19 protein-coding genes are annotated in these 23,228 nt (G+C 39.9%); 9 read left to right on the top strand and 10 right to left on the bottom strand.

Annotated elements, in window-relative coordinates:
* Window positions 1-144: 144 nt before the first annotated feature.
* Window positions 145-2,349 (bottom strand): TonB-dependent siderophore receptor, encoded by a 2,205-nt coding sequence (locus J500_RS13100; protein ID WP_004996574.1) that lies wholly within the window; start codon window positions 2,347-2,349, stop codon window positions 145-147.
* Between the two features lie 187 nt (window positions 2,350-2,536).
* Window positions 2,537-3,175: a Fe-S biogenesis protein NfuA gene (gene nfuA, locus J500_RS13095; RefSeq protein WP_004996571.1), complete on the bottom strand. Its 639-nt coding sequence runs from the start codon at window positions 3,173-3,175 to the stop codon at window positions 2,537-2,539.
* A gap of 161 nt (window positions 3,176-3,336) precedes the next feature.
* On the opposite strand from nfuA, the gene J500_RS13090 reads away from it, so the two are divergent.
* The 5 genes from J500_RS13090 (at window position 3,337) to J500_RS13070 (ending at window position 9,011) form a co-directional block, all read left to right on the top strand.
* Window positions 3,337-3,954 (top strand): rhomboid family intramembrane serine protease, encoded by a 618-nt coding sequence (locus J500_RS13090; RefSeq protein ID WP_034699962.1) that lies wholly within the window; start codon window positions 3,337-3,339, stop codon window positions 3,952-3,954.
* Between the two features lie 186 nt (window positions 3,955-4,140).
* Entirely contained in the window at window positions 4,141-5,823 is a 1,683-nt protein-coding gene (locus J500_RS13085) for an arylsulfatase (protein ID WP_034699974.1), read from the top strand.
* Window positions 5,820-6,818: an SUMF1/EgtB/PvdO family nonheme iron enzyme gene (locus J500_RS13080; RefSeq protein ID WP_004996564.1), complete on the top strand. Its 999-nt coding sequence runs from the start codon at window positions 5,820-5,822 to the stop codon at window positions 6,816-6,818. Before J500_RS13085 ends, J500_RS13080 begins: the two co-directional genes overlap by 4 nt.
* Window positions 6,819-6,967: 149 nt before the next feature.
* Window positions 6,968-8,500 carry a hypothetical protein gene (locus tag J500_RS13075; RefSeq protein ID WP_004996562.1) on the top strand — a complete coding sequence of 511 codons (1,533 nt, stop codon included), beginning with the start codon at window positions 6,968-6,970 and terminating at the stop codon, window positions 8,498-8,500.
* Between the two features lie 142 nt (window positions 8,501-8,642).
* Window positions 8,643-9,011 carry a DUF1090 family protein gene (locus tag J500_RS13070; RefSeq protein ID WP_004996560.1) on the top strand — a complete coding sequence of 123 codons (369 nt, stop codon included), beginning with the start codon at window positions 8,643-8,645 and terminating at the stop codon, window positions 9,009-9,011.
* A 73-nt stretch (window positions 9,012-9,084) separates the two neighbouring features.
* Here the strand turns inward: J500_RS13070 and J500_RS13065 are convergent, their stop codons facing one another.
* Together J500_RS13065 and J500_RS13060 are read right to left on the bottom strand one after the other, a co-directional pair.
* Window positions 9,085-10,422 (bottom strand): D-serine ammonia-lyase, encoded by a 1,338-nt coding sequence (locus J500_RS13065; RefSeq protein ID WP_034699972.1) that lies wholly within the window; start codon window positions 10,420-10,422, stop codon window positions 9,085-9,087.
* Between the two features lie 148 nt (window positions 10,423-10,570).
* A complete protein-coding gene (locus J500_RS13060; protein ID WP_004996551.1) occupies window positions 10,571-12,202 on the bottom strand; it encodes an inorganic phosphate transporter in 1,632 nt (543 codons plus the stop codon).
* Between the two features lie 437 nt (window positions 12,203-12,639).
* Here J500_RS13060 and metH point away from each other — a divergent pair, with 437 nt between their 5' ends.
* Both metH and J500_RS13050 read left to right on the top strand, forming a co-directional pair.
* Window positions 12,640-16,329, top strand: coding sequence for a methionine synthase (gene metH, locus J500_RS13055; RefSeq protein ID WP_004996549.1), 3,690 nt, complete (start codon window positions 12,640-12,642; stop codon window positions 16,327-16,329).
* Window positions 16,330-16,343: 14 nt separating this feature from the next.
* The gene (locus J500_RS13050) at window positions 16,344-17,285 is read left to right on the top strand and encodes a DUF5655 domain-containing protein (RefSeq protein ID WP_004996547.1); all 942 of its coding nucleotides are present in this window, start codon (window positions 16,344-16,346) and stop codon (window positions 17,283-17,285) included.
* Between the two features lie 12 nt (window positions 17,286-17,297).
* Here the strand turns inward: J500_RS13050 and J500_RS13045 are convergent, their stop codons facing one another.
* The 3 genes from J500_RS13045 to J500_RS13035 form a co-directional block, all read right to left on the bottom strand.
* Window positions 17,298-17,870, bottom strand: a complete 573-nt coding sequence (locus J500_RS13045; RefSeq protein WP_004996546.1) for a hypothetical protein — start codon at window positions 17,868-17,870, stop codon at window positions 17,298-17,300.
* Between the two features lie 68 nt (window positions 17,871-17,938).
* Window positions 17,939-18,232 (bottom strand): cold shock domain-containing protein, encoded by a 294-nt coding sequence (locus tag J500_RS13040; protein WP_004996544.1) that lies wholly within the window; start codon window positions 18,230-18,232, stop codon window positions 17,939-17,941.
* A 164-nt stretch (window positions 18,233-18,396) separates the two neighbouring features.
* The gene (locus J500_RS13035) at window positions 18,397-19,620 is read right to left on the bottom strand and encodes an MFS transporter (protein ID WP_004996541.1); all 1,224 of its coding nucleotides are present in this window, start codon (window positions 19,618-19,620) and stop codon (window positions 18,397-18,399) included.
* Between the two features lie 105 nt (window positions 19,621-19,725).
* On the opposite strand from J500_RS13035, the gene J500_RS13030 reads away from it, so the two are divergent.
* A complete protein-coding gene (locus J500_RS13030) occupies window positions 19,726-20,514 on the top strand; it encodes an AraC family transcriptional regulator (protein WP_004996540.1) in 789 nt (262 codons plus the stop codon).
* On the opposite strand, the gene J500_RS13025 is transcribed toward J500_RS13030, so the two are convergent.
* The 3 genes from J500_RS13025 to J500_RS13015 all read right to left on the bottom strand — a co-directional run bounded on the left by J500_RS13025 (window position 20,511) and on the right by J500_RS13015 (window position 22,946).
* Complete coding sequence (locus J500_RS13025; protein WP_004996536.1) at window positions 20,511-21,794, bottom strand: glutaminase; 1,284 nt, start codon at window positions 21,792-21,794, stop codon at window positions 20,511-20,513. The genes J500_RS13030 and J500_RS13025 overlap by 4 nt on opposite strands.
* Window positions 21,795-22,014: 220 nt before the next feature.
* The gene (gene def, locus J500_RS13020) at window positions 22,015-22,497 is read right to left on the bottom strand and encodes a peptide deformylase (RefSeq protein WP_004990282.1); all 483 of its coding nucleotides are present in this window, start codon (window positions 22,495-22,497) and stop codon (window positions 22,015-22,017) included.
* Between the two features lie 155 nt (window positions 22,498-22,652).
* Window positions 22,653-22,946 carry an HAD family hydrolase gene (locus J500_RS13015; protein ID WP_228130682.1) on the bottom strand — a complete coding sequence of 98 codons (294 nt, stop codon included), beginning with the start codon at window positions 22,944-22,946 and terminating at the stop codon, window positions 22,653-22,655.
* A 15-nt stretch (window positions 22,947-22,961) separates the two neighbouring features.
* On the opposite strand from J500_RS13015, the gene J500_RS13010 reads away from it, so the two are divergent.
* Window positions 22,962-23,228, top strand: a 267-nt coding sequence (locus J500_RS13010) for an IS5/IS1182 family transposase (protein ID WP_034699148.1), incomplete at its 3' end; no start/stop codon positions are given.

Raw genomic sequence — 23,228 nt, 5'->3', positions numbered from 1 at the left:
AGCAAACAAATTGTAAAATTCAATAAAAACGAGAATTATTATTATTCATATCTAAAATAAAAAAACTATTGTTCAGAATAAATTAACAATAAGAGTTGGTATAAAAAAAGACGCATTCAGCGTCTTTAATCAAACTTGAATCAATTAAAACGAATATTTTAATGAAGCATAATAAGCACGTCCTGGTTCGTTATAGGTCTGACTATCTGAGTTACTATCACGCAGAATCTGCTCATCAAAAATATTACTAATTCCCACTCGTGCTGAAATCGCTTTGGTGAATTTGTATCCCATATTGATACCTGCAATCCCGTAGCTACTTACCACTTCTGGATTAATACCTCCATTTAACTCAGTGTTACTTTTTGCAAATTTTCTAGGCTCTTGTCGGCCATATTGAGTATAAATAAAATTAACATCAAGTTGATCTGTAACGTCATAATCAAAGATTGAGTTAATGGTATATTTCGGAATAATAGATAAAGGATTACCTGTTGATTTATCTTTCGAATCAATCATATAGGTGAAATTATTTGTCCATGTAATATCACCATAGTTTAAACTAATACTTCCTTCCAACCCCTGTACCAAGGCTTCAGGAACATTTTGCCATTTGAGTACATTATAAGTCGTATTCCCCACTGTGATCTGACGAATTACATCTGTACCTGACGAAATTTTGTCTTTATAGTCATTACGGAACCAAGTTAAACTTGCGCTCACTTCATCTTTATCAAACTGAATTCCAAGTTCCTTATTTACAGAGGTTTCAGGTTTCAGGTCTTCATTTCCTTGTAAATAACAGTTACTTAAACGCGTACCATTGGCTTGAATTGGACAACCATTACCACGTGTATTTAGTAGGTATCCTTCAGCGTTTTGAAACATGTTTGGAGTCTTATAGGCTTTAGCAATCCCACCTTTCAAAGTAAAGTAATCACCAAGTTTCTGAGTAATATTTAATCCTGGACTCCAGTTACTACCAGACTTGTCATGATCATCGAAACGGACACTTAAAACCACATCGGTTTGATCCGTTATTTTAAGATTATCTTCAATATAAGCTGAATAAGTTCGGGAAGTCATTCGCGCTCGATTTCCTGAAGCCAGTTGCCCTGTTGAGTCAGTGTTACGCGTTGAAGCTGGGTCATTAAAACGATCCTCAACCCATTCTGTACCTAAAGTTAGATTCTGTGGTACACCAATTTCCAGAGGAATATTCACCTCCCCATTGAAACGAGTCGTTTTTAATTTAGAAGTCATTTTATCAGTAAGTGTGTTAATTGACCCTTCCCCACTTCCTGCTAACCCCTCAAGGAAACGTTTGTTCTTGGTTTGATCATATTGTGCAAGAAGCTTGGATTTTCCCCAGTCCCAGTTTCCTTCATGTGTTAAAGCATAACTATCTCGATACATGGTATTGGTTTCACTACCATAAAGTTGCGCTAAAATTGGGTTTGCAGACGCATCACTACTATATTGCGTATCGCCTGCAAAAATATTTCCTTGTCTTCCCACAGAAGTGTCTAGCATTAAAAGTTGATTATCTGTCATCTGCCACGCTAGTCGCCCAGAAATATCTTTATTTTTTACGCCTTCACGACCTGCTGCCGTACTTTCAATCGAGTTATTGATATCGATGGCATCTGCATCAGTTTTGTTATAGTTACCATATAAACGATAAGATAAAATATCTTTAATAATTGGACCGCTAACATTAAAACTAACTCGACTTGAGTCTCCTTCTTTATTATTTTCAGGCTGACTTGTGTAAGTCTCAATGGAACCATGTAATTCATTGGTCACTTTTTTAGTAATGATATTGACCACACCACCCGCAGCACCTGAACCATATCGCGCAGCTGCTGGTCCACGCAATACTTCAATTGATTCAATTGCATCAGCAGGAACCCAGTTTGAGTCACCTCGTGTATCTCGTTCACCACCCCAACCATATCGTACAGAATTACGCGAACTTACTGGTTTACCATCAATCAGAATAAGTGTATTTTCTGGCCCCATTCCACGGATATCAATCTGTCTATTATTCCCACGTACACCTGAAGCACTATTGCCTGTCAAGTTAACCCCTGGCATACGGCGAACATATTCAGAAATATCATTTCTTACTGGTGTTTTTTCTAGATCTTCTGCTGTAATGATTGATGCACCTAAAGATTGTTTAACTTGCTCCTCTGCGGTTAAAACAATTTTTTCTAACTTTGTTGAATCACTACGTGTTGTATTTTGTTCAGCATTTACAGTGTCATCTTCTGCTGCATGAACCATTGAAAAAAGTGTCGCTGCAATTGCAGCCGAGAGAACTGTACGTAATATAGGTTGAGACATTTTCATCCCCTATTTTAAGAAATATTAAAAGAAGCTTAAAAAAACGATTGCATTGTAACAATTCGTATATAAAAAACAATACTAATGATAATAATTATCATTATTTTAATCTGTTTTATTTATAAATCCGATTTTAGACCAAAAAAAACCTCTAACGAATTAGAGGTTTTCTACATATTTCAAAACATTATTTGAAATATGCGCCTTCCGACTGTGAATGGTCAGTTTGGTCTACGACACGCTGTAACTCAGGTATATGTTGACGTAAAGTAGTTTCAACACCTTGTTTAAGAGTCACATCAATTGCTGAACAGCCCTGACAACCGCCACCAAATTTAAGTACAGCAGTTAAACCTTTTTCAGGATCATTTTGTACTTCTACTAAAGCACAATTACCCCCATGTCCTTCCAAACCAGGATTAATCTCTGACTGAAGGATATAAGTAATACGCTCTTCAATCGATGCATCAGGCCCGACACGTGGCACTTTTGAGTTAGGCGCACGAAAAGTCAATTGACCACCAAAACGGTCTTTGTTGTAGTCAATCACAGCATCTAATAAATAAGGAATAGATGGCTGGTCAATATAAGCAGGAAATGCAGCATAATCTTGTTTGTAGTCAGTCGGCACCACTTCATCAGGCGCACTATATGCCATACAACATTCAGCACGTGGAGTACCTGGATGCTCAACAAAAATACGAACGCCAATCCCTGGAGTATTTTGTTTGTCCAACAAGTCACTTAAATACTCTTGTGCAGTTGGAGTAATCAAAAGGTTGGGAATTTCTTCTGCAACCACAGTGTTGGTGTTCTCAGTCGACATAATCATGATCCTCAAGCTGAAGCGCTTATTTTAACTGAAGATGCGGGAGAATTAAAAAAAATCAACCAAAATTGTCGGATTTATTCATAGGAAAATATGTGCTCTGTTGTTTTTTAATGGCATTATGGCAGTTAACGTTAATATTATTTATAAATTTCACTATGTTTCATTTGCCTTTTAATCATACGATTACGCTTATCGCGATTACCGTGATTATCTCCCTCATGGCCTTTTCCAACCAGAATATCATGAATCGTCTGATTTTCTGGCCGCCAGCCATGCAGCGTGGACAATATGACCGCTTTATTACCCATGGCTTTGTACATGCCGATGGCACGCATTTATTGTTTAATATGATTACCCTATTTTTCTTTGGCAGTGTGATTGAAAGTTTTTATCGTCAGTTTTTTTACGATCTTGGCTTTGTGCTGTTTTATCTGGGCGGTCTGATTTTTGCGATTTTGCCAAGTTATTTAAAACATAAAAATGATACTAATTGGGCAAGTTTAGGGGCATCTGGTGCGGTTTCAGCAGTACTTTTTGCCTATATCTTGTTTGAACCCTGGAAATTGATTTTGGTATTTTTCATTCCTGTGCCTGCGATTATTTTTGCAGTTTTATATGTGGGATATAGTGTCTGGTCAGGTAAACGCGGCAACAGTAATATCAATCACAGCGCGCATTTGTGGGGAGCGGCTTACGGTGTAGTGATGACCATCATCTTAGAACCTCGTCTGATTCAGCACTTCTTAAATAAGCTGACTCAATTGCCTTTTTGATTTGCTTTCTCTTTTTTTAATTTGATTTCTATCTTTTAAAGCCCTTCGGGGCTTTTTCACAATCAGGAATGTAGTTATATCAAAAAATGTTCAGCATTATTTATGCAGACGTTTCCCGAACTAATTATTTAAAAAATCAAAATGGTATGGTTAAGCTTAGTTGAATTTTACAATAACGCTTTAATCATGAAAAAACAACCACTTGTATTAAGCTTAAGTTTTATCTTTTTAAGTTTATCTTTGAGTGCGTGTCACGATAACAATGACACATCTGCGACATCTACGCCTGTGGTAGAAGCAAAAAAGCCAAACGTTTTGTTCATTATGGCAGATGATCTGGGTTATTCAGATATAGGGGCTTTTGGCGGAGAAATTCACACTCCGAATCTGGATGCCCTCGCCAATGAAGGCCGTTTATTGAGTGATTATCACACTGCTCCAACTTGTTCTCCAACTCGATCACAGCTAATTTCAGGCACAGATCACCATTTGGCAGGTATTGGAGCCATGGCCGAACTTACACCTAGTCATCTTAAAGGGCAGCCAGGTTATGAAGGTTACTTAAATGAACGTTCACTATCGATTGCCGAAGTACTACGAGACAATGGTTATCGAACATATATCAGTGGAAAGTGGCATTTGGGGTTAACGCCTGAAACCAATGCACAAGCGCGCGGTTTTGATCACTCATTTACCTTGTTACAAGGTTTTGACTTGCACTTTAAGCGTACCCCAACAGGCTATAATCGCAATGCAACCTACACCGAAGATGGTCAAGTCATACCATTGTCTTCTTTACCAGATAATTTCTTTTCAACCAACTATTACACTGACAAACTCATTGAATACTTAGACTCAGGCAAAAACTCTGGTAAACCATTTTTTGCCTATGCAGCATATACAGCACCTCACTGGCCGATCCAAGCGCCAGCAGAATATCGTAATAAATATAAAGGGGTCTATGATGTAGGTTATGACGCCATTCGCAATGCACGCATCGCAAAACAAAAACAGTTAGGCATCATTCCAGCCAATTTTGTTCCCGCCGAGCCTATTGCAACAGCAAATGCGCCTGCACAGTCTGGTCGATGGAATGAACTCAGCCCAGAACGTAAGGCGCTTGAAGCGCGTAATATGGAAATCTATGCAGGCATGGTCGAAAATCTGGATGCAAATATTGGACGCCTGATTCAATATTTAAAAGCCAATGGTTTATACGACAATACCTTGATTTTCTTTGTGTCTGATAATGGTGCAGAAGGATCAACAGGTAGCGCAAATGCAGGCGCTCTGGTAGATAATTCATTGACTGGTTTGGGTACAGATAATTCTTATACCTTTATTGGTCCTCGCTGGGCTGAAGTCAGTGCTGCCCCGTTTCATCTTTGGAAAAATACCGCAGGTGAAGGTGCAACCACCGCTCCTGCTATCGTAAAACTTCCGCACCAAAATAAGGTACAACCGATTCATAACAGCTTTGCATCGGTCTTGGATGTATTCCCGACTGTTCTGGATTATGCCAATATCAATATTCCACAAGGTCAATATAAAGGTCGTAATATCAATACGCCAAGCGGACGTTCGTGGAAAGCGGTTCTGGAAAATAAAGCAACAACGATTCGCCCTGAAGGATTCAGCTTTGCAGATGAACTACATGGTAATAAATATGCGAAACAAGGAGACTGGAAAATCGCATTACAAGGCAAAGTCAATCTTGGTACTGGAACATGGGAACTATATAACCTGAAACAGGATCGTGGTGAGAATCAAAATCTGGCAAATACCTATCCAGATAAAGTTCAGGAATTGATTAAAGTCTATCAACAATACACGCAACAAAATGGTGTAAAGGAATACTTTGTTCAATGAAAGCGGTATTCCTTTCAATTTTAGGCTACAGCTTGTTACTGGCTGGCTGTAGCCAAACATCTCAACCTGTATTTCCTAATAAAAAAGATGACCCTACACCAGCCTTATTAGCACTTGGCTCACTCTCAACCTGCAAAAATTATTCAGGATTGCCAGATCAATGGCGAAAGAATAATCATGCAGGTATGGTTTGGGTCGACTCGGGTACAGTCAATCTGGGTTCGAATCTGGCTTATCCCGATGAAATTAATTTTGGAGAAAAACAGCGGCAAGTGGCTGGCTTCTGGATCGATCAGACTGAAGTCACAGTGGCACAGTTCGCAAGCTTTGTTCAAGCAACAGGCTATATCACTGATGCTGAACGACAAAAACAAGCCGCAGTATTTTTACCTGATGCTGATCATCCACAACAATGGTGGCAGCTTAAATCTGGCTACACTTGGCAAAGGCCAAATGGACCACAAGCAGAAAAAGCATTACCCAACGAACCTGTCCGTTTTGTCACGAAAAATGATGCCGAACATTATGCTGTCTGGCTAGGTCGAGATTTACCTTCTGAAATAGAGTGGGAATATGCCGCCAAAGCAGGACAAACTCAAGATACCCCCTTGCACCAAGCCCCCATGGATCATCATCAACATCCCCAAGCCAATTATTGGCAGGGTGAGTTCCCATTTCACAATACAAAGCAAGATCAATTTGAGGATGTCGCACCCGTTGGATGCTTTGCAGCAAATGCTTTTCAACTCTATGACACGATCGGCAATGTATGGGAATGGACATCTTCAGTTTATCAAGGCGCACACGATGAACATATGGGGGATTATCAACATCTGCGCCAAACCAATATACCTAGCCAGAACTTCGTGATTAAAGGCGGCTCATATTTATGTGCAGATAAGTATTGCGCACGTTTTCGTAATAGTAGTCGCCATCCTCAAGAGTTTGATTTAGCCACCAGTCATGTCGGATTTCGTACCATCATGAGAGAATAATACAAAACCTCAGTATCTTAATTTACGAGTAGACACCAGATTTAACGCTTTCTTGCAATTTTGGTAGTTAATGCCAACCCTGAAAGTAAGTTGGCATAGATAATGTTTACATCTGTATATTAATGCCATTTAAAGTGAGTTTTTTTTGCATGTCCAGTCCAATTGAAGGTTTGCAGTTCCCAGTCAATCCTGCAACTCAGAAGCCAAGTACTTCACAAACAGGCAAGGCAATTATCTCGGAAGCATTGTCTTTAGTGGATCATAAAATTTCTCAACAGGCTGCAAAAGAAAAAGACTGGCGTAAAAATTATCCGACCTATTTTAATGCTTTGGTCAAGCTGGGTATCGAAAAAACAGTCAACCCAATTACCATTGCAAAACAAGGCTTGCATAAAGCACATCATAGTTTTGAATTTTATCGAAATGGTGAGCAATACTTACTCAAAGATGTACCACGGATACCTGATATTGCAGAATTTAATACAGTGATCATTAAAGGTGAAAGTCAGGAAAAACCTGAATGGTATGTGCCTTATCATGGTCAAAAACTACAAGGACAAGCACTGCTTGATCAAATTTCAAATTGGGAACAGCGTGGAATCATTGAACCGAGTCATGCCACAGCATTAAGAGAAGTTCATGCACATCCTGAATGGTTCGATTTGTCTGATCGTACTATGGTACTTTTTGGGGCGGCATCTGAAGCGGGCCCACTAACATGGCTTGCCAAATGGAAAGCGAATATTGTCGCGGTTGATTTACCCAATGCCAAAGTTTGGGAAAAAATATTAACCACCATCCAAAAAGGCAATGCCACTCTCATTGCACCAAGTCTGAACCCTATCCATGATACAACCCCGTCTTATGACCTTAAGGACAAACTGGGTGCAAACCTACTGACGCAATTACCTGAAATTGCTGAATGGCTAATCAAATTTGAACAAAGTCTGGATTTAGCGGCCATTGCCTATCTGGATGGTGAAAAACATGTCCGTGTTTCGATAGCAATGGATACGATTATGAGCTTAGTGAGTGAACGCAAAGCCAACACCAGTCTGATGTTTATGTGCACACCGACTGATGTCTATGCGGTACCTAAAGAGGTTGTTGCGGCAGCACAGCAAAAATCTCTGGATCGCTCTAGCCTGCAAAAGTTACTGACCAAAGGGATTTCGACACTTTCACTCAAACATTTCTTTAAAACCAACGATTCAAGTCTGATCGCTTCTGATAATGGGAAAAAATATGGAATTGCAGATTGTTTAGTGCTTGAACAAGGACCAAACTATGCCTTGGCAAAGCGGATCCAGCAATGGCGAGCAACATTGGCGCGCCACCAAGGACAACGCGTGAGCATCAATATTGCACCCTCTACTACCACCCATTCAGTTACCAAGAATCCGTTGTTAAAAGCTGCATTTAATGGCGCTGATTTGTTTGATGTCGAAGCCTTTAGTCCAGAAACCACCAATGCAATTATGGCTGCACTTTGGGTTCACGACTTAAGAAATGATCAGGCTTTTGCCAACCCAGAAACACCACTTGAGCATCCTCTAGAGTTGATGATGCAAGGTGCTAATCATGGTGGATTGTGGCGCGTGGCTTATCTGGCAAGAACCGCTCTACCTTTTGCTGTAATTTATGGTTTTGTCAGTGATAAAATCCCTTTGAAAAAAGGATAAACAACACTGTTTTAAATGCCAATATTTATCGGATCAGACTTGATAAATTAGGCTTTAAGCATGGCAAATATGATTATTCCTAAACGTAAGTTTAATCAATTGCCATGTTTAAAGTTGATTTTATTTATACGGTTTTAGTCTGATGAATCATGTCCAAAAAGTAGTCGTTATTTTGGCGACAATTATGATCGGTATCTCCCCTACTTTTGCTGCACAAAATTGTGAAATTAAAAAACAAGAACTCAGCAATCAACTTCGTTATGCTGAAAAATATGCGAGTAGCTATCGGGTTGCAGGCTTAAAACGAGCCATTCAAAATGTTGATCGTTATTGCCAAGACGACACTCCTACTCAAATTAAAAAGCAGCTACAAACTGAGTATAAAATTGAAAAACTAAAGGCCGAACTTTATAAAGCCCAACAAAATCAGGATACCCAGAAAGCATTAAAGAAACAACAAGAGTTAAATCAAGCGCTGTTTGAACTTGAGCAAATACAAACCACCAGTTAATACGGTGATTTGACTGCTTGATTTGAATAAATCCGAGCTTAATACCTCGTCAATGAAGACATCCGTGTACGTACTAAGTTAGCAGGCTTTGACTCTGAAGCAGATATCTTTGCATTTCATCGGGTGGCACCATCCCTCCACCTGTTGCCCAAATGATATGCGTGGCATTGGCTAATTGAGATGGCGTAAACTGATGTAATTGCTGATAAGATGTTTGGACAGTTGTGTGATAGCCACCCATGAATCCTGCCGCAGCAGAGAGTTCAAGTTGAATCTGTTCTGATTGATTAAGTTGCCCAATCAACGCATATAAACTTTGATCAGAAAGAGTGTAATAACCATCAATCAGTCCTTGCATGGCACGGCCAACAAAACCAGAAGCGCGTCCAACGGCAAGACCATCTGCGGCGGTCTGATTATCCAGCCCAATATCATTGACACTAATTCGATCGTGTAAACCCGTATAAACACCAAGTAGCATGCATGGCGAATGGGTGGGTTCTGCAAAGATACAATGTACGTGCTCACCAAAAGCCTGTTTAAGACCAAAGCTGACTCCCCCAGGCCCACCACCCACGCCACAAGGCAAATACACAAATAATGGATGTGCGGCATCGACCACTTGATGACGCTCAAATAATTGCTGTTTGAGTCTTAACCCTGCTACTGCATAACCTAGAAATAAAGTTTTGGAATTTTCATCATCGATAAAAAAGCAGTTTGGATCAGCCTCAGCAGCTTTACGCCCCTGTTCAACGGCGACACCATAATCACTGGCATATTCAACGACATTAACCCCTAAAGAGCGCAGTTTATCTTTTTTCCATTGTCTTGCATCAGCAGACATATGCACCGAAACCCGAAAACCCAGTTTGGCACTCATGATCCCAATTGAAAGTCCCAGATTTCCTGTCGAGCCAACAGCGATCTGATAATTGTGAAAAAAGGCTCTAAACTCATCCGAATCAAATTTTCGATAATTATCTTCTAAAGAAATTAGCCCAGCAGCCAAAGCTAACTTTTCAGCATGAGCAAGCACTTCATAAATACCTCCACGCGCTTTAATCGAACCAGATATAGGTAAATGACTATCTTGTTTCAGCCACCATTGTCCCTGTAATGGAATTTTCCATTGTTCTGAAAGCAGCTGTTGCATCTGTGCAATACGAACCAAATCGGATTCAATGATACCTTGCTGTTTTTGAGTTTCAGGAAAAACTTGAGCAATAAATGGAGCAAAACGTTGTAAGCGAGCTTCTGCATCCTCAATATCGGCTCGGGTTAGACCCACATGCTGTAGCGCTTGTTTTAATGGTATCGTTTCAGGTGGAAACCAAAACACAGGTTGGTATTGCTGTAAAATCTGAATCAATGGGTCTTGTTGTAATTGATCTAAATTTAAAGCAGTCATTTTGATGGGTTTCAACATGGGTTTTCATCACAAAGTAGCAAACATTCGCTAAAAAGAAAGCGATCTTCACATAAAAATTTTAGAGAATAAAAAAGGTCACTGATGTGACCTTTTCAACTCTATAAATTCGATTGTACAAACTCGGGATTTATCCAACAAATTGTAGGAACAACCAGTACAGACCACCCGATAAACAAATGGTTGCAGGTAAGGTAAAGACCCAAGCCGATAAAATGGTTTTCACCGTATTAAAGTTTAAGCCAGATTTATTGGCAACCATTGTCCCTGCCACTGCACTATTCAGTACATGCGTAGTAGAGACAGGCATACCAAGACCATCCGCTGCTGCAATGGTACTCATCGCCACCAACTCAGCAGACATGCCTTGACCATAAGTCATATGGTGTTTACCAATACGCTCACCAACAGTCACCACAATTCGTTTCCAACCCACCATGGTTCCCAGACCCAGTGCCAATGCCACAGCAACTTTGACCCAAGTTGGAATATATTGTAGGAAAGAGTCCAGACTATCGCGGTACTGTTTCACTACTTTTTGCTGATCGGCTGTCATTGCAGGAAGTGCTTCAGCTTTATCCAGACGCTTAAATGTAGTGGTACTTAAGTACATGTCATTACGGATATTACCAATCGCATCTTCAGGAATATCTTTCAAACTTCCATAACTACCGACACGTTGACCCAAATGATCGGTCAAACTGGCTAATGCAGGAACCACATCAGGAGTTTGCTGTTTGGTTTGAATATACTTGGTCAAAATGACACGTGCTTTTTCATCTTGCATATCTGTATGCTGAGTATAAAGAACAGAAGAAGTCTGACCAGATAATTGTTCAAAGGTTTGCAATTGCTGTGCATCTAGACTCTTATTTAATGAATAAGCCATCGGCACCAAGCCAATCAACACCAGCATGATTAAGCCCATTCCTTTTTGACCATCATTAGAACCATGCGCAAAGCTCACGCCTGTACAGGTAAAAATCAAAATGGCACGAATGATAGGTGGTGGTGGCTTATTGCCTTCAGGTGGCTGAAACAGTTCAAGTTGGCGTTTAAATACTTTTTTCACCAGTAGGAATAAAATAGCAGCAAAAGCAAAACCGATTAGTGGCGAAAATAGTAAAGCTTTACCCACTTTAATCACCTGATCCATATCGATGCCACTGGTACTACCCGTTGCAGCATTAATCAGATGGTTCATAATGCCCACACCCAAAATCGAACCGATCAAGGTATGTGAACTTGATGCAGGAATCCCTAAAAACCAGGTTCCCAAATTCCAGATAATCGCAGCAATCAGCAAAGCAAAAACCATGGCAAAGCCAGCACCACTGCTGACATTCATAATTAATTCAACAGGTAATAATGCAATAATACCGTAGGCCACTGCCCCGCTTGCGACCATAACACCCAGAAAATTACAAAAACCTGCCCACATTACGGCGACAGGTGCAGGCAATGCGTTAGTGTAAATGACCGTTGCCACAGCATTGGCTGTGTCATGAAAACCGTTTACAAACTCAAATCCCAAAGCAATAAAAAGTGCTGTTGCCAGCAAGATCACGGAATATAAACTAAGTGCAGGCACATGCGCCAAATCAGCATTCACCTGTACAGCGATGTAAATCAGGGTTGCAATAATAACCGTAAAAAACACCGGCATAAAAAACTTCGGTGTGGGTACATGTACATTCGTCGATTGAACATGTCCAGCTTCGACATGATTTGAATCCGAAACGGGAGGAAGATTTGAATTCATGTAGACGGTTCAAGAGGATCGTTAAAATCCCCATATTCTTAAATTAAATTATGACAATTATATGACAAATAGGGGTCTAATGAAGTCATTTTTTAAACACTTGACCTCATAAAAGGCATTTTTTAGTTTAATTTTATGCCAACACAATCAATAAAAACAAATAAATACAAAAACTTAAAACACAAAAACCATCATGACATTCAATTGTTGTATTTTGAAGCAAATATGATGAAATTATGACAGCTGGTCACATTTCCGATGTTACATTTCATACAAAGCTATTTTGAAACAGGAATATTGCATTTTGATGAAATCGTCACCATCTCAATTCTGAATGTTATGAATCTGTGTTTGACCGTCTCGGCGATCAATCAAAGCCACTTATTGTGAGGGATTCTGTTACAATAACGCGCCTTTTAAATCTATCTGGGGTTCTTATGTCCACGCTTGCCACCCTGAAATCACTTCTTGCCCAACGTATCCTGATTATTGATGGTGCGATGGGAACGATGATTCAACGCCATAAACTCGAAGAAGAAGATTATCGTGGGGAACGTTTTGCAGACTGGGCATCTGACCTTAAAGGCAATAACGATTTACTGGTACTCACTCAGCCGCACATTATTCAGGGCATACATGAAGCCTATCTGGATGCAGGCGCAGACATAATTGAAACCAATAGCTTTAATGGCACTCGTGTTTCCATGTCGGATTATCACATGGAAGATCTGGTTCCAGAGATTAACCGTGAAGCAGCGCGTTTGGCACGTGCAGCCTGTGACAAATACTCCACCCCAGAAAAACCGCGTTTTGTGGCGGGTGTACTTGGACCAACATCTCGTACCTGTTCAATTTCGCCGAATGTCAACGATCCTGCATTTCGTAACATCACTTTTGATGAACTGAAAGAAAATTATATTGAAGCGACGCATGCACTCATCGAAGGTGGTGCAGATATTCTTTTGATCGAAACGGTGTTCGATACCTTAAACTGTAAAGCTGCGATTTTTGCGGTCAAAGAAGTGTTTAAGCAGATTGGCCGTGAATTACCCTTGATGATTTCAGGCACCATTACCGATGCATCAGGTCGTACTTTAACTGGTCAAACAGCCGAAGCCTTTTGGAACTCGGTGCGTCATGGTGACCTACTCTCAATTGGTTTTAACTGTGCCTTGGGTGCAGATGCAATGCGTCCACACGTCAAAACCATTAGTGATGTGGCAGATACTTTTGTTTCAGCGCATCCAAATGCGGGCTTACCCAATGCCTTTGGTGAATATGATGAAACGCCAGAGCAAACTGCAGCATTTTTAAAAGAATTTGCTGAAAGTGGTCTGATCAATATTACAGGTGGTTGTTGTGGTACTACCCCCGATCATATCCGTGCGATTGCCAATGCGGTTAAAGATATTCCACCACGTCAAATTCCTGAAACAAGACCTGCTTGCCGCTTAAGTGGTTTAGAACCCTTTAACATTTATGATGATTCACTATTCGTCAATGTCGGTGAACGTACCAACGTCACAGGCTCAAAAAAATTCCTGCGCTTAATCCGTGAAGAAAACTTTGCCGAAGCTTTGGAAGTCGCTCAACAACAAGTCGAAGCTGGCGCGCAGATCATTGACATCAACATGGATGAAGGGATGCTCGATTCGCAAAATGCGATGGTGCATTTTTTGAATCTGGTGGCGTCTGAACCTGATATTTCTCGCGTACCGATCATGATTGACTCATCGAAATGGGACATCATTGAAGCGGGCTTGAAATGCGTACAGGGTAAACCTGTGGTCAATTCGATTTCCCTAAAAGAAGGTTATGACGAGTTTGTCGAAAAAGCACGTTTATGCCGCCAGTATGGTGCTGCAATTATTGTCATGGCTTTTGATGAAACAGGTCAGGCCGATACCGCTGCACGTAAACGTGAAATTTGTAAACGTTCTTATGACATTTTGGTCAATGAAGTGGGCTACCCTGCTGAAGATATTATTTTTGATCCGAACGTATTTGCGGTGGCAACAGGGATCGAAGAACATAATAACTACGGCGTAGACTTTATTGAAGCGACGGGCTGGATCAAACAGAACTTGCCGCATGCCATGATTTCGGGCGGTGTCTCTAACGTATCGTTCTCGTTCCGTGGTAATGAACCTGTGCGTGAAGCGATCCACTCGGTATTCCTTTATCATGCCATCAAACAAGGCATGACTATGGGGATCGTCAATGCGGGTCAAATGGCGATTTATGATGATATTCCCAAAGAACTGAAAGAAGCGGTTGAAGATGTTGTTCTGAATCAGAACCAAGGTGAGTCTGGTCAAAACGCCACAGAGAAACTGCTTGAAGTGGCAGAGAAGTTCCGTGGTCATAGTGGCGCACAACGCGAAGCTGAAAACCTTGAATGGCGCAATGAATCGGTTGAAAAACGTCTTGAATATGCGTTGGTAAAAGGAATCACCACATATATTGATGAAGATACTGAAGAAGCACGTTTAAAAGCTAAACGCCCACTCGATGTGATTGAAGGTGCGTTGATGGATGGCATGAACGTGGTGGGTGACTTGTTTGGTTCAGGAAAAATGTTCCTGCCGCAAGTGGTCAAATCTGCACGTGTCATGAAACAAGCGGTAGCTTGGTTGAACCCATACATCGAAGCTGAAAAAGGTAATGCACAGTCTAAAGGTCGTGTTTTAATGGCGACTGTAAAAGGTGACGTACATGATATTGGTAAAAATATCGTAGGCGTGGTTTTAGGCTGTAATGGTTATGATATTGTCGATTTGGGCGTGATGGTGCCTGCGGAAAAAATCTTGCAAACTGCAATTGATGAAAAATGTGACATTATCGGTTTGTCAGGTTTGATTACACCAAGTCTGGATGAAATGGTATTTGTTGCTAAAGAAATGCAGCGTAAAGGCTTTACCATTCCATTATTGATTGGCGGTGCAACCACATCTAAAGCGCATACCGCAGTGAAGATTGATCCACAATATTCAAATGATGCCGTGATTTATGTGGCTGATGCCTCTCGTGCGGTCGGTGTTGCAACCACCCTATTATCAAAAGAAATGCGTGGCGACTTTATTACTGAACATCGTGCTGAATATGCCAAGATTCGTGAGCGTCTTGCCAATAAGCAACCGAAAGCAGCCAAGCTTTCTTATGCCGAATCGGTTGAGAATGGCTTTAAAATTGATGATCACTATGTGCCACCAAAGCCAAATGCTTTAGGTACGCAAGTCATTAAAAATTATCCACTTGAAACTTTAGTTCCTTATTTTGACTGGACACCGTTCTTTATCTCTTGGAGCTTGGCGGGTAAATTCCCGAAAATCTTAGAAGATGAAGTGGTCGGCGAAGCCGCAACGGATTTGTATAACCAAGCGCAAGCGATGCTGAAAGATATTATCGAGAATCATCGTTTTGATGCTCGTGCGGTGTTTGGTTTATACCCTGCACAACGTACAGCTGCGGATACGGTGAGTGTGTTTGATGAAAATGGTCAAAGTGTCACTCATACTTTCGAGCATGTTCGTCAGCAATCTGACAAAGTCACAGGTAAACCGAATTTATCTTTAGCCGACTTTATTAGCACCTCAAAAGACAATACCGATTATCTCGGTGGTTTTACCGTGTCGATCTTTGGTGCGGAAGAACTCGCCAATGAATACAAAGCCAAAGGCGATGATTACTCAGCGATCTTAGTTCAGTCTTTGGCTGATCGATTTGCCGAAGCCTTTGCCGAGCATTTGCATGAACGTATTCGTAAAGAGTTCTGGGGCTATGTCGCCGATGAGACTTTGGACAATGAAGCACTAATTAAAGAAAAGTATGTCGGTATTCGTCCTGCGCCTGGCTATCCTGCTTGCCCAGAACATTCTGAAAAAGCAGTGTTGTTTGATTGGTTAGGTTCTGAAGAGAAAATTGGTACTAAGTTGACTGAACACTTTGCGATGATGCCGCCATCTTCTGTGAGTGGTTTCTATTATTCGCATCCTGAAACTGAGTACTTTAATGTCGGCAAGATTGCTCAGGATCAGCTTGAGGATTATGCCAAGCGTAAAGGTTGGACACTGGATGAAGCGAAACGTTGGTTAGCACCGAATTTAGATGATTCGATTAATACTTAAAGGATTAAGAAATTATGCCAATCTTTGATATTAAAGATACGAATTTAACTGCTGTTGAACAGATTAACTTTGCTTTAGAAAAAGATTTACAAACTTTGGTTGAAAAAAATCTGGAAACTGTCTTTAATTGCAGGTTTATAGCGAGTGAATTTTCTACTGGTTCATATCATGCAGGTAGAATAGATACTCTTGCTCTATCGGAAGATAATAATCCTGTAATTATTGAGTATAAGAAAGTTGAGTCTTCTGAGCTAATCAATCAAAGTCTTTTTTATCTCTATTGGATACAAGACCATAAAGGTGACTTTGAAATTGCTGTACAAAATAAATTAGGTAAGTCTATTTCTATTGATTGGTCAGATATTCGTGTCATCTGTATCGCACCTAATTATAAAAAATATGACTTACATGCAGCACAAGTCATGGGTGCAAATATTGAACTATGGAAGTATCATTTATATTCAAACAATACGTTCTACCTAGAACGTGTTTTAAATACAAATAAAACGATACAATCTTTAACTGATACAAATCAAAAACTTAAAAATCCTATTATGGTAGAAGCTGGTAAAAAAGCTGCCATAGCTAGACAAAATAATACATATACATTTGATGAGCGACTTCATGGAAAAAGTCAAAGTATTATTAATCTTGCTGAAAATATTAGAGAATTTATATTAAGTATTGATGATATCATTGAAGAAATCCCAAAAAAATATTATATAGCTTATAAAGTATCACAAAATATTGTTTGTATGGAAGTTCAAGCAAAATTAATCAAATTATTCTTAAAACTTAGTCCAAGCGATATTGCTGAAAATATTCCTTATTATCGAAATGTTAGTCAAATTGGTCATTACGGTACGGGAAATGTTGAGATGACATTATCAAGCCAACAAGACTTTGAGCATATAAAAAAATATATTGAACTAGCATACAATAAAGTTGGGGGTTAGTTTTAGGCGTAATTACACAAATGTCCGTTTATATTTTTCATGATTTTCGATATTGGTGAGTTCATCTTTTTCATCCCAAACTTGTAACTCCCACGGGAAATAAAAATTTGATTTATTCTTAAAATAGATGTGTATCCCTCGATAACCATCTTTATCTCGAAAATACCAGTTTTTTAAACCAAATTTTTCCTGCCATCCATCTAGCAATTCACTAATTTCTTCAACTTCTTGCGTATTTAAAATAATTCTTGCGCCAAAAATATCATTTAACCAATTATTGACTGGATATTGGTCACTATGACTTGAGAATCTTGAAATTTTATCATCAATACTTTCTAAAGTTTTGACACGATAATAATACTGTAATAAAAAACCTTTTTTATTCTTAATTAAATAGTCATTAATGCTTTCATGTAAATTTAACCGATATTTTGCAATATGTTGATAAGGTACACGGGAAATCGTTTTAGACAGATTGAACTTTTCAATGCGCCCAGTTTCAAAATAATCCTGAGAAAAATCAGCATGAATTTTGTTAATCGTTTCAATCATTAATTCAACTTTATCCAAAACATCTTTGCTCATATTTTTCTCAATATCTAAACGATTTCAAAATTATCAAGTTACCTCACTTTTTTGTAGATTTAGTCCATCTACTTCCTAAAACTATCCAACAAGGCATTGGTAATTGACTTGTTATTTTCCACAGCTCTTGTTTTTTTAGCTTTGGCAGATTGGTCGATGACTCTTTCAATTTTTACCGCTTTATATTTACCGTTATTTTCAACAACCATAAATTTCACGCGTTCATTGCGTTTAGGCTCGCCACCTTCAAGCGGGAAATCCGAAATATGAAAGAAAATATCCTGCTCTAAACCACCAATAAATCCAAAACCTTTTGATGCATCGTATTGTTTGATTTTTCCCTGATAAATTTCAGATTTCATGATTTAACCTATAATGTTACGCAATCATCAAATTATACATGAATCTGCTGAAACCAAGAAAAATCTAGGAACATAGAATGATTCTAAATGAGTCGTGACATATTTTTCTAATTTTACAGAATTAAATTATCCCCTTTTGCAGAGGATAATTTGAAAAATGACTTCTATTTCACATGGGTTTTAGGTAAAAAGAACGTTGCCAAACCCAGTAATGGCAAATATGAACATAGTTTAAACACCCATTCGATTCCATTAAGATCGGCCAAATGTCCAAGTCCTGCTGCGGCAATCCCACTGACACCAAACATTAAACCAAACATCAGTCCTGAGATCATGCCTACTCGTCCTGGAACAGCTTCTTGAGCATAAACCACCATAGCAGCAAAAGCCGAAGACAACACCAAACCTGCAATTACGGAAAGAATCGTTGTCCAGAATAAATCTGCATACGGCATCATTAAAGCAAATGGCGCCATGCCAACAAAAGACACCCAAATCACCGCTTTACGTCCAATCTTGTCACCAATTGGTCCACCTGCAAATGTTCCCACGGCAACCGCAGCCAAGAAAGCAAATAGATGCAGTTGTGCAGTGGCTAAACTGACATGAAATTTATGAATCAAGTAAAAAGTAAAATAGTTGCTAATACTGGCGATATAAGTAAATTTAGCAAACATCAACACGCAAATCGTGCCAATTGCCAAGGTTAATTGGCGACCATACAATTTACTACTGGCATTGACAATACGTGAAACCGCCTGCGTTTTGGCATGACGAATCGTCCATTGACTGACGCGAGTTAATATCCAGATGGCTAATAATGCAAAAACCACTAAGCAAGCAACTGCATGTTGTCCAAATGGCACAATAATCAATGCCGCCAATAGAGGGCCAATTGCCGTTCCCGTATTCCCACCCACCTGAAAAGTAGATTGTGCTGTACCAAACCGCCCGCCTGATGCCATACGTGCAACACGTGAAGCCTCTGGGTGGAAGGTCGATGAACCTACACCAATCAAAGCTGAAGCAATTAATAACACGGTAAAAGTAGGCGAAAATGCAAGCAGTAAAATCCCCAAAAAGGTTACACACATGCCCAGCGGCAATAAATATGGTTGGGGGTGTTTATCGGTATACAGCCCAATCCACGGTTGCAATAAGGATGCAGTCACCTGATAGACCAATGAAATCAATCCGACCTGCGTAAAACTTAAGGCAAAGTTGGCTTTGAGCATGGGATAAATGGCAGGCAGTACCGCCTGAATCAAATCGTTGAGTAGATGTGCAATCGCGACAGCACCGACCACTTTAACGATCATCACTTGTGGCTGTGCATTAATATTTGTATTTTCCATGATATTTTCTTTCAACGGTATTGAAGACGTCATCCCAAGAAACTCCAATCATTGTTTAACTGAGCTTGCTATTGTAATCTGTCGTTTACACAGCTATCTTCCAATAATCATTGTATAAGTGACAATTTCAGTCTCATCATGACGCCATCTCATCCACAACCTGAATTAATGATCGGTCTTTCCTCTGAGCATCGTTATCGAGAAGTGACCTATGCCCATGCACACGTGCAGGCACAATTGCTGTATGCATCTAAAGGAACTATTCAGGTTTTAACCCATGATCAAGTCTGGATTATGCCACCCATGTGTGCATTATGGATTCCTCCACGGGTTGAACACAGTGTGATTTCTTTAAGTCATGTACAGTTAAACACTGCCTTGGTGGAACAAAATGCCGCTCAAACAATGGGTCAAACTTGTTTTTTGATTCGGGTCAGTAATTTATTACATGAATTACTCATTCGTTTTAATGAACTAGATCAGCTTAGAAAAAATGATTCTGCTAGCTTTCAAGCGCTTTCCCAAGCCTTGCAACTTATCATTTTTGATGAAATCCAGAGAGCCCATTCTTTAGCAGTACAAATTCCGTGGCCAAATGACAAACGCCTGATCAAGATTTGCGAGAGTTTGCTGCAATCACCCGATCAATTAAAAGATTTAAATACTTGGGCAGATGAAATTGGCACCAGTTCCCGCACACTCATGCGAATGTTCCAAAAAGAAACAGGACTTTCATATCGGGCATGGATTCAACAAATGCACATTGCTTTAGCTTTAAGTAAAATTGCAGATGGCTTATCCATAAGCCAGATTTCAGAATCTTTGGGATATACCAATGCCAGTGCATTTAGCGCGATGTTCAAGCGGCATTTAGGCAAAACACCGCAACACTTTAAAACTGAAACGATATCAAGTTCATTGATTTAATTGTGAAGACCTTTTTTTTGTTCAAGTAAATCATCTAAATCCTGATACACATGTAATACCCGATCCTTATGTGTGCGGGCGTGATCCAAGCGTTGTTCAGGGTCGACCAAAAGCAAGCTATGACCATCATCAATCAAACGATCAACGCCTTCTAAAAACATACGTTTACCGACATCATGGATCAATGAAATCTGGGTTAAATCGATAATAATCGTACTTTGATCAACAGGTTCACGCTGAAAAATACGCAATAACATTTCAGCTTCAGTAAACTTCAAGACTCCGCGTAATACATAAACACTCAGTGATGCATCTTGTCCAGTCCGATAATGACTCTGGACAATGGTTTGCGCTGAAGGTGTCCCTTCCATCAGGTGCAGCCCCATATCACGGCTCAACCTTTCCATCATATCAATCCCACGGACACTATTACCATGTTCATCCAGTTTGGGTGAAAAGGCTGCAATACTCACCTGACCGGGCAATACACCTAAAATTCCCCCTGCCACGCCACTTTTAGCAGGAATACCAACTGTTGTCAGCCAGTCACCTGCGGCATCATACATACCACAACTCATCATCACACTAAGAACTTGGCGCACCACTGAACGGTTCAATAACCGTTTTCCAGTCTGAGCATCCACGCCACCATTGGCGAGTACGCTGCCCATGCGCACCAAATCTTTTACCGTCACTAAGATTGAACATTGGCGAATATAACCATTCACAATATCCACAGGATCTGTTTCCAGAATTCCAACGGTTCTAAGCATATAACCAATCGAAAGATTACGATAAGCCGTTTTAATTTCTGAATGATATACGGAATCATCAAAACATAATTCACGTCCTGCCAGTTCGCTCATAAACTGGCGTAAAATTTCTGCACTAGATATATTGTCTTTAATTGGAATCAGAGAGTGCGTAGTGATTGCACCCGAATTAATCATTGGATTTTTAGGACGGCCATCTTTTCCCAGTGAAATTTCATTAAAAGCCTCTCCAGAGGGTTCAACACCGACTTTTTCTAATACCTCATCAATACCCAGTTGTTGTAATACATAAGCATAAGTAAAAGGTTTAGACATCGACTGGATGGTAAACTCAACGTCATCATCACCGACTGAATAAATCTCACCATCGACGGTCGACATGGCTAAGGCCAAACGATGTGGACTGGCATTCGCCAACTCTGGAATATAATCAGCCAGATGTCCACTATCATCACCATCACATTCATCAAGTACATGTTCCAGATAATCTGGTAAAGGAGTTTTCATACAAACAACCTATTCTATTCATTATTTTGCATTTAATTTTGATGGTACAGGGTATTGATAATCTTAAATTTATATCTTTTGTAATGATTTTTAGTTCTATCCTATTTATTCGATTCACTGTGTAATGTAGTGGTAAATCATTCCACTATCTAAATATCATCATAACGCTCAATGTCAGTGATATTTTAAAATGAATCAAATCAACAATGCGTACACCAGATCAGTTTAAGCGTTCCACAAATAAGACCCCATTTAAATGATCTACTTCGTGTTGCACAATGCGAGCAGGAAAACCTTCAAAAGCGGTTTCGATGACTTCACCATACAACGACTGATAACGCACTCGAATAGAATAAGCTCGTTCGACCTCACCTCGTTCATTTGGCACACTTAAACAGCCTTCTTCACCTAAACACGTATTTGGGGATAATTCCAAAATTTCAGGATTCACCATGACCACAGCATCCATTTCAGGTGCATCGGGATAACGTGGGTTCGGACGCGAAGCCACAATAATAATTCGTTTGGAAATATATACCTGTGGTGCTGCAATACCTACACCATGGCGCTCAAGCATGGTCGTCTGCATGGCAGCAGCTAATTGTAATAGCCACTCACTATTAAACTCGGATTGGGCCACAGGTGCAGCCTGAAGTTTCAAGATTGCTTCACCGCGCTGGGCAATAGGTAAAACGGTAGCCATTTAAATAGACCTATGATCATGTCATGTTTATTTTGCGTTTGAAATTTCGTTGTGACAAGTCAAATGATCACCTCAATCAGTCCATGCTTTGTCTGACATGTTTTTTCAATCCATCTTTAAATCAGTTGAGACTTAAATTCAGCCAATGGATCATTTCAAAATGATGAGCCATTCTTTTGCAAAAATTGTTCAGTTTTTTTGTAGCGCTGCAATGATGAGTTTTGTAGTACAGCATCAATGACTTCTAATACACCTTGCTGTTCGTTACTTGGGGCAAAATATTGTGCAGTTTGTTTGAGTTCTGGTACAGCATTCGCCATAGCAAAACCATATCCCGCCATTTCAATCATTTCTTGATCATTGTAATTATCCCCTATTGCCAAAACCTCCTGATGATCAATGCCCCATTTTTGTTGTAAAAACGGCTTTGTTGCATAAATAAATTTCATCCCCATACATGTTAGATGAATACAGAATCAAAAAGCCGATACAAAACAACGAACTGGTCTGAGTACAATCAGGCTTTACGTCAACGGGGTGCTTTCACCATTTGGTTTGATCCCCAAATGCAATGGTCTGCAACACCTACTGGAAAAAAAGGACGTCAACCTACCTACACTGATATAGCAATTCAATTTGCCCTGACGATACGAAACCTGTTCCAACTGGCTTTACGCCAAACACAAGGTTTCATTCAAAGCCTTTTTCAAATGGCTCACCTCGACTGGAAT

This window comes from Acinetobacter sp. 479375 (genome assembly GCF_000581715.1).
Lineage (GTDB): Bacteria > Pseudomonadota > Gammaproteobacteria > Pseudomonadales > Moraxellaceae > Acinetobacter > Acinetobacter ursingii.
Note: the sequence above shows the minus strand (reverse complement) of the source record. Positions and strands in the feature narration are given on the sequence as shown.

Excerpts from the sequence above, each read along its gene's own strand:
- J500_RS13060 (WP_004996551.1), bottom strand. The coding sequence starts at position 12,202 with ATGAATTCAAATCTTCCTCCCGTTTCGGATTCAAATCATGTCGAAGCT.
- nfuA (WP_004996571.1), bottom strand. The coding sequence starts at position 3,175 with ATGTCGACTGAGAACACCAACACTGTGGTTGCAGAAGAAATTCCCAAC.
- J500_RS13040 (WP_004996544.1), bottom strand. The coding sequence starts at position 18,232 with ATGAAATCTGAAATTTATCAGGGAAAAATCAAACAATACGATGCATCA.
- J500_RS13075 (WP_004996562.1), top strand. The coding sequence starts at position 6,968 with ATGTCCAGTCCAATTGAAGGTTTGCAGTTCCCAGTCAATCCTGCAACT.
- J500_RS13035 (WP_004996541.1), bottom strand. The coding sequence starts at position 19,620 with ATGACGTCTTCAATACCGTTGAAAGAAAATATCATGGAAAATACAAAT.
- J500_RS13025 (WP_004996536.1), bottom strand. The coding sequence starts at position 21,794 with ATGAAAACTCCTTTACCAGATTATCTGGAACATGTACTTGATGAATGT.
- def (WP_004990282.1), bottom strand. The coding sequence starts at position 22,497 with ATGGCTACCGTTTTACCTATTGCCCAGCGCGGTGAAGCAATCTTGAAA.
- J500_RS13090 (WP_034699962.1), top strand. The coding sequence starts at position 3,337 with ATGTTTCATTTGCCTTTTAATCATACGATTACGCTTATCGCGATTACC.
- metH (WP_004996549.1), top strand. The coding sequence starts at position 12,640 with ATGTCCACGCTTGCCACCCTGAAATCACTTCTTGCCCAACGTATCCTG.
- J500_RS13085 (WP_034699974.1), top strand. The coding sequence starts at position 4,141 with ATGAAAAAACAACCACTTGTATTAAGCTTAAGTTTTATCTTTTTAAGT.
- J500_RS13070 (WP_004996560.1), top strand. The coding sequence starts at position 8,643 with ATGAATCATGTCCAAAAAGTAGTCGTTATTTTGGCGACAATTATGATC.
- J500_RS13050 (WP_004996547.1), top strand. The coding sequence starts at position 16,344 with ATGCCAATCTTTGATATTAAAGATACGAATTTAACTGCTGTTGAACAG.
- J500_RS13080 (WP_004996564.1), top strand. The coding sequence starts at position 5,820 with ATGAAAGCGGTATTCCTTTCAATTTTAGGCTACAGCTTGTTACTGGCT.
- J500_RS13015 (WP_228130682.1), bottom strand. The coding sequence starts at position 22,946 with ATGAAATTTATTTATGCAACAAAGCCGTTTTTACAACAAAAATGGGGC.
- J500_RS13100 (WP_004996574.1), bottom strand. The coding sequence starts at position 2,349 with ATGTCTCAACCTATATTACGTACAGTTCTCTCGGCTGCAATTGCAGCG.
- J500_RS13030 (WP_004996540.1), top strand. The coding sequence starts at position 19,726 with ATGACGCCATCTCATCCACAACCTGAATTAATGATCGGTCTTTCCTCT.
- J500_RS13065 (WP_034699972.1), bottom strand. The coding sequence starts at position 10,422 with ATGACTGCTTTAAATTTAGATCAATTACAACAAGACCCATTGATTCAG.
- J500_RS13045 (WP_004996546.1), bottom strand. The coding sequence starts at position 17,870 with ATGAGCAAAGATGTTTTGGATAAAGTTGAATTAATGATTGAAACGATT.